This is a genomic window from Devosia sp. (assembly GCF_017307565.1).
Classification (GTDB): domain Bacteria; phylum Pseudomonadota; class Alphaproteobacteria; order Rhizobiales; family Devosiaceae; genus Devosia.
Genome location: NZ_JAFKHD010000310.1, coordinates 23,841 through 30,296, shown reverse-complemented (window position 1 = coordinate 30,296; position 6,456 = coordinate 23,841). Strand labels below are relative to the sequence as shown.

Genomic DNA, 6,456 nt, shown 5'->3' with positions numbered 1-6,456 from the left:
TACGCGCCAAGGCGCAGGGTGCCGCCGAGATTGCCCGAGGAGTCACGGGTCTCGGTTTCGTTGCCCTTGACCCATTCGGTCATCATGCCAACGATCGGCTCCTTGGTGGGGCCGAATTCGGTGGAGGAGGCATTCTTGATGCCGGCCGTGTTGCGGGCGGCCTCGATGCAGGCCATCTGCATGCCGAAGCAGATGCCGAAATAGGGCACGTCCTTGACGCGAGCGAAGCGGGCCGCCTCGATCTTGCCGGCGGAGCCGCGCTCACCGAAACCGCCGGGCACGAGAATGCCGTGGACGTGTTCGAGATACGGGGCCGGATCGTCGCGTTCAAAGACTTCGGAGTCGATCCACTGCAGGTTGACCTTGACCTTGTTGGCGATGCCGCCATGGGTCAGGGCTTCCGAGAGCGACTTATAAGCGTCCTTGAGGCCGGTATATTTTCCGACGATGGCGATGTTCACTTCGCCTTCGGGGTTGTGATAGCGGCGGGAAACTTCGTTCCAGGCACTGAGATCGGGCTCGGGCGCGTCGGTGATGCCAAGCGCGGCGAGGATTTCGCGATCGAGACCTTCTTCGTGGTAGGCGACGGGGACGTCGTAGATCGAGGCGACGTCGAGGCCCTGGATGACGGCGGATTCGCGGACGTTACAGAAGAGCGAAAGCTTCTTCTTTTCGCCTTCCGGAATCGGACGATCGCAGCGGACGAGCAGCACGTCGGGAGCGATACCGATCGAACGGAGCTCTTTCACGGAGTGCTGGGTCGGCTTGGTCTTCAGCTCACCGGCCGAGGGAATATACGGCATCAGGGTGAGGTGGAGATAAGCAGCGTGGTTGCGCGGCAGTTCATTGCCGAGCTGGCGGATGGCTTCGAAGAACGGGAGGCCTTCGATGTCGCCAACCGTGCCACCGATTTCGACGAGGACGAAATCGAAGTCCTCATTGCCCTCGAGCACGAAATTCTTGATCGAGTCGGTGACGTGCGGAATGACCTGCACGGTCGCGCCGAGGAATTCGCCCTTGCGCTCTTTCGAGAGCAAGTCGGAATAGATCCGGCCCGAGGTGATGTTGTCGCGCTTGTTGGCCGCGCGGCCAGTGAAGCGTTCGTAGTGGCCGAGATCGAGGTCGGTCTCAGCGCCGTCGTCGGTCACGAAGACCTCGCCGTGCTGGGTCGGCGACATCGTGCCGGGGTCCACATTGAGATAGGGGTCGAGCTTCCTCAGGCGGACCTTATAGCCGCGAGCCTGCAGCACAGCGCCGAGCGCCGCCGAAGCCAAACCTTTGCCAAGGGAGGAAACCACGCCTCCGGTGATGAAAACGTACCGAGCCATGGGCAATCACCATAAGCGCATCATGAACGATTCGTGGAGCCACAAGATGCGGTCCACACAAAAAGAAGAAGGGGATGTTTCCATCCCCTTTTTCGGCGGTCGCCTTTCGGCGTTTTAGTTACCGGTTGTTGGTGCCGGCGTTTGATTGTCAGACGCGGGAGCCGGGGTTTCCGTCGTGGAAGCCGGGGCTTCTGCTGCGGGAGCCGTAGCTGCCGTCGCGTCGGCCGGCGCCTCAGTCGCCGCCGGGACCGGCAGGTCGCTGGTCGGAGCCGCGGGCGTCGCCGGAGCGGCAGGCGCCGTGGTCGTAGCGGGCGCGCTGGCGGGAACCGGAAGATCGGACGTCGTGCCGCTCTGAAGCGCGTTCAGCGCATCAAGAACGTTGGACGGGGCCGAACCATCTTCATTGGTCGTCGTGGCGCGATCGAGAATGCTCGACGTACCGCGATCAAGCTCGCTGAGAATGGTGAGGCCAATGGCCGTGGCGAAAAACAGGGTTGCCAGGATCGCCGTGGTGCGGGTCAGGAGATTGGCCGAGCCACGGGCCGTCATAAGACCACCACCGCCGCCACCACCGATGCCGAGCGCGCCGCCTTCGGAGCGCTGGATCAGGATGACGCCAATAAGGGCCAAAACGATCAGCAGATAGACAACAATAAGGACGTTCGCCATGAGGTCTTGGTCTTCGCGTCAGTCATAAAGGATGCGGCGTCATACACGCCTCGAACGGCAAAGGCCAGACCGTTGCCGCGAAATTCGCGACAACGACCTATGCCGCTCACTCATACCGCGGAGATAATGGTGTAAAAGTCTTTTGCCAAGAGGCTAGCACCACCAACAAGACCACCATTGACGTTGTCGATGGCAAGGATCTCGCGGGCATTCACCGGCTTCAGCGAGCCGCCGTAAAGAATCCGGATCGTATTGCCCTTATCGGCACCGAAACGGTCAACGAGGCGCGCGCGGATGCTTGCGTGCATCTGGGCGATGTCGTCGTTGCTCGGCGTGCGGCCCGTGCCGATGGCCCAGACAGGCTCATAGGCCACGATAACCTCGTGCAGGCCCGCGGCATCGGGAATCGAAGAGACCAGCTGTGCGGCCACAATCGATTCTGCCTGGCCGGCATCGCGCTGGGCTTCGGTCTCGCCCACGCAGATGATCGGCTTGAGCCCTGCCCCGATGGCAGCTTCGGCCTTGGCGCGAACCTGGTCATCAGTCTCGCCGTGATCGGCGCGACGCTCGGAATGTCCGACGATGGCAAACTGGGCGCCCGCATCGGCCAGCATATAGGCCGAAATGTCGCCGGTGTGAGCACCAGAGGCATTGACGTGGCAATCCTGACCACCGGCCAGAATGCCGCTCGAAGCGCCCTGAGTGGCGACGGCGGCCACAAGGGTCGCCGGCGGGCAAACGACGACAACGGCGCGCGGAGCCTCACCGGTCGTCAACAATTGGGCCAGTTCAGTCAGCTCATCGAGCGACTGTGAAAGCCCGTTCATCTTCCAATTCCCGGCGATCAGCGGTGAGATGGTCGTCAATCTTGCTACTCCTGCCTCTTGCGCCAAAGTGGGCTTTGCCCTAACCCCGGCTGTCGGAAAGTCTTACTAGTCTTGAGGCACCCCTTCGGTAAAGCCTCAGACCCTAAAACTGGAACGTTCGAAATGCTCGATGGTTTGCGCGGCTTTGCAAAATCCTGGCCAGGGAAAATCCTGGGGGCATTTCTGCTCGTGGGTGTAGCCGGCTTCGGTATCAATAACGTGATCGCCGATCTCGGCAGCAATACCGTGGCGCGCGTGGGCGATCAGGAGATTACCTCCCGTGAATTCATGCGAGCATATCAGAGCCAGGCCAATCGCCTCGCCCAGCAGCTCGGCCGCGTGCCGAGCGTTGCCGAAGCCGAAGCCATGGGCCTGCCGACCTATGTGCTGCTGAACCTGTCGCAGGGCAAGGCCATTAACGTGCTGTCCAATCAGCTCGGTCTTGGCGTTTCGGAAGACAAGCTCGGGCAGATGCTGCGCACCGACCCATCCTTCCAGGGCACGCTGGGCAATTTCGACCCCTCCATCTTCAAGCAGGTGCTGCAGGCCAGCGGCTGGACCGAAGCTGAATATTTTGAAACGCGCGGCAACGAAGCCAAGCGCGAGCAGCTCGTCGGCGCCCTCTTTTCGGACAAGGCCCTGCCCGGGGTGGCCCAGAATCTGATTAACGATTACGCCGGGACCAAGCGCACGATCGACTACATCACGCTGACGGACGCGAATATTGACACGCCCGCCGAGCCGACCGAAGAAGAACTGACGGCCTATGTCACCGAACACCAGGCCGAATACCGCACCGTCGAGACCCGCAAAGTTCAGATGATTGATCTGTCGCTCGCCTCGCTGGCGGCGACCAAGACGATCGATGATGCAGCCATTGCAGCCGAATACGAGCGGATCAAGGACACGCTTACGCGCCCGGAAAAGCGCACCATCGAACAGGTTGTGCTCAATGCAGACCAGCAGGCTGCGTTTGAAGCAGGTCTTGCCGAGGGCAAGGACTACGCCACGCTGGTTAGCGAAGCCGGCCTGACGGCAACCAGCATCGGCACGCTGACGCGCGCCCAGATCACCGACACCGCTCTTGCCAATGCCGCCTTTGGCCTGCAGCAGGGTGGCGCGACGCTGATCGACGGCGTTGCCGGCAAGCGCGCCGTGCACGTTTCGGCCATCGAGCCGGAAGGTCGCCCGACGCTTGAAGAAGCCAAGGCTGATATCGTCACCTCGCTCAGCACCGCTGAGGCGCGGAACGAAATCAACAACGTTCTCGATCAGATCGAAGAACTGCGCGCCGCCTTCCGTCCCCTGCCCGAGATTGCCGAGCGCTTTGGCCTCAATGTCTACGACGCCGATGTGACCGCCAGCGGCAACCAGCTCAGCATTCTGACGAACCTCTCGGCCGATGACCGGACCAAGGTGCGGCAGGCCATTTTCAAGGCCACGGCTGGCCAACTGACCCCGTCCATTCCGCTGACCGGCAATGCGCACGTGTTCTTCGACCTCAAGGAAGTAGCACCGGCACGCGACCAAACGCTGGACGAAGTGCGTGACCAGGTGACCGCTGCGCTCAAGACCGAACGCACCAACAACGCGCTGCTCGCCAAGAGCGCCGATATCGTCAAGCAGCTCGAAGGCGGCGCAAAGCTGGCTGACGTGGCTCTGTCGCTCAACCTCTTCCCCCAGATTTCGACGCCCTTCTCACGCTTTGGTGCCGACGATGGCTCGATCGACAATGTCGTGGCGCAGGCCGTGTTCAATGGCGGGCCAGACTCCAAGGGCTCGGTGGTGAGCAGCACCGGCGACTTCATTGTGTTCGAAGTGGTCGACAGCGCGGCTCCAACCGATCCAATGCAGACCGCAGCGGCCCAGAGCCTGCAGACTGATGCGCAGAACGGCGTCTACGGCGATTTCGTCGGCGCGGTGCGTGACGATGCGGGCCTCAAAATCAACCAGCAGGCGCTGACGCAACTGCTTACTCTCAACTTCGGCCAGTAAGCGGGCCGATCTCCCTCCAAACGTAGAGACCACGATGGGCGACGATTTTTCCACGCGTTTTGCAGAGCAATATGAAGCCGGCAAATCGCAGATCGTCTGGCGTCGCATCGTGGCCGATCTCGAAACGCCCATCGGGACCTATCTCAAGCTGGCGCAGGAACGGACCCATTCGTTCCTGCTCGAAAGCGTGCAGGATGGGACGACCCGCGGGCGTTATTCGATCATCGGGCTGCTGCCGGACCTGATCGTTCGGGTCGAGGACGGCACCGCCAGCGTCAACCGGCAGGCGCAGCTTGATCCCGATGCCTTCGAGGTAATGGATGCCAAGCCGCTCGACGCCCTGCGCGGGCTGGTGGCGGAAAGCCAGATCGAAGTGCCGCCGGGGCTGCCGCCGCAGTCGGCCGGTATCTATGGCTATCTCGGCTATGAGATGGTCCGCTACATGGAAGTGCTGCCGAACGGCAATCCGGACGATCTCAAAACGCCGGAAGCGGTTCTTATGCGGCCGTCACTGCTGGCGATTTTCGATACGGTCAAGGACGAGCTGTATCTGACGGCGCCGGTCTATGTGAAAGCCGGCGTTTCGGCGCGTCAGGCGCTGGAAGCGGCGGAGGCGCGGATCGACGATGCGATTGCCCGACTGGGGCGGGCGCTGCCCGCTACCCCTGCCCTGCCCGATCTCGAATCCATCGAGGTCACCAGCAACACCTCGCGCGACGAATATTTCGAAATGGTTCGCCAAGCGAAGGACTACATCGCGGCGGGCGATATTTTTCAGGTGGTGTTGAGCCAGCGGTTTTCGGCTGATTTCACCTTGCCGCCGACGGCGCTCTATCGGGCGCTGCGTCGGACCAATCCATCGCCGTACATGTATTTCCTCGACTTTGGGGATTTTGCTGTGGCGGGGTCGAGCCCGGAAATTCTGGTTCGCGTGCAGAATGGCGAAGTGACCATTCGGCCGATCGCCGGCACTCGGAAACGCGGCGCGACGCCGACGCGGGACAAGGAACTGGCCGAGGAGCTGCTGAGCGATCCCAAAGAACTGGCCGAGCATCTGATGCTGCTCGATCTCGGGCGCAATGATGTGGGTCGCGTGGCGGAGACGGGTTCGGTGAAGGTCACCGACAAGTTCTTCCTCGAATATTATTCGCACGTGATGCACATCGTCTCGAATGTCGTTGGCAAACTTGATCCGCAATATGACTTTGTGGATGCGCTTTCGGCTGGGTTCCCGGCCGGTACGGTTTCGGGGGCGCCGAAGGTGCGGGCGATGGAGATCATCGACGAACTGGAGAAGTCGCGGCGCGGGATTTATGGCGGTTGCGTGGGGTATTTTGGGGCCGATGGCACCATGGATACCTGCATTGTGCTGCGCACCGGAATCGTCAAGGACGGCAAGCTTTACGTGCAGTCGGGCGCGGGGATTGTGGCCGATAGTGTTCGCGAACTCGAACAGCTTGAATGCGAGAACAAGGCGCGTGCCCTTTTCAGCGCGGCCGAAGAAGCGCTACGCTATGCCGGCGAAGCGGGAGTTGGACAGTGAACGTGCGTAACGGCTTTTTGCGATGGCGGGGTTGGTTCTGAACGCTTTCACCAGA

General features: G+C 61.5%; 5 protein-coding genes. 2 read left to right on the top strand and 3 right to left on the bottom strand.

Features of this window, described 5'->3' with window-relative positions; all coding sequences use genetic code 11:
- From J0I64_RS09420 to tpiA, 3 genes are all read right to left on the bottom strand, one after another.
- Positions 1-1,328, bottom strand: a 1,328-nt coding sequence (locus J0I64_RS09420; protein WP_291407467.1) for a CTP synthase, incomplete at its 3' end; no start/stop codon positions are given.
- A gap of 114 nt (positions 1,329-1,442) precedes the next feature.
- The gene (gene secG, locus J0I64_RS09415) at positions 1,443-1,997 is read right to left on the bottom strand and encodes a preprotein translocase subunit SecG (RefSeq protein ID WP_291407465.1); all 555 of its coding nucleotides are present in this window, start codon (positions 1,995-1,997) and stop codon (positions 1,443-1,445) included.
- A 110-nt stretch (positions 1,998-2,107) separates the two neighbouring features.
- The gene (gene tpiA / locus J0I64_RS09410) at positions 2,108-2,863 is read right to left on the bottom strand and encodes a triose-phosphate isomerase (protein WP_291407463.1); all 756 of its coding nucleotides are present in this window, start codon (positions 2,861-2,863) and stop codon (positions 2,108-2,110) included.
- 123 nt (positions 2,864-2,986) lie between these two features.
- On the opposite strand from tpiA, the gene J0I64_RS09405 reads away from it, so the two are divergent.
- Together J0I64_RS09405 and trpE are read left to right on the top strand one after the other, a co-directional pair.
- A complete protein-coding gene (locus J0I64_RS09405; RefSeq protein ID WP_291407460.1) occupies positions 2,987-4,858 on the top strand; it encodes a SurA N-terminal domain-containing protein in 1,872 nt (623 codons plus the stop codon).
- Positions 4,859-4,892: 34 nt separating this feature from the next.
- Entirely contained in the window at positions 4,893-6,401 is a 1,509-nt protein-coding gene (trpE, locus tag J0I64_RS09400; protein ID WP_291407458.1) for an anthranilate synthase component I, read from the top strand.
- Positions 6,402-6,456 lie beyond the last annotated feature (55 nt).

Excerpts from the sequence above, each read along its gene's own strand:
- secG (WP_291407465.1), bottom strand. The coding sequence starts at position 1,997 with ATGGCGAACGTCCTTATTGTTGTCTATCTGCTGATCGTTTTGGCCCTT.
- J0I64_RS09405 (WP_291407460.1), top strand. The coding sequence starts at position 2,987 with ATGCTCGATGGTTTGCGCGGCTTTGCAAAATCCTGGCCAGGGAAAATC.
- trpE (WP_291407458.1), top strand. The coding sequence starts at position 4,893 with ATGGGCGACGATTTTTCCACGCGTTTTGCAGAGCAATATGAAGCCGGC.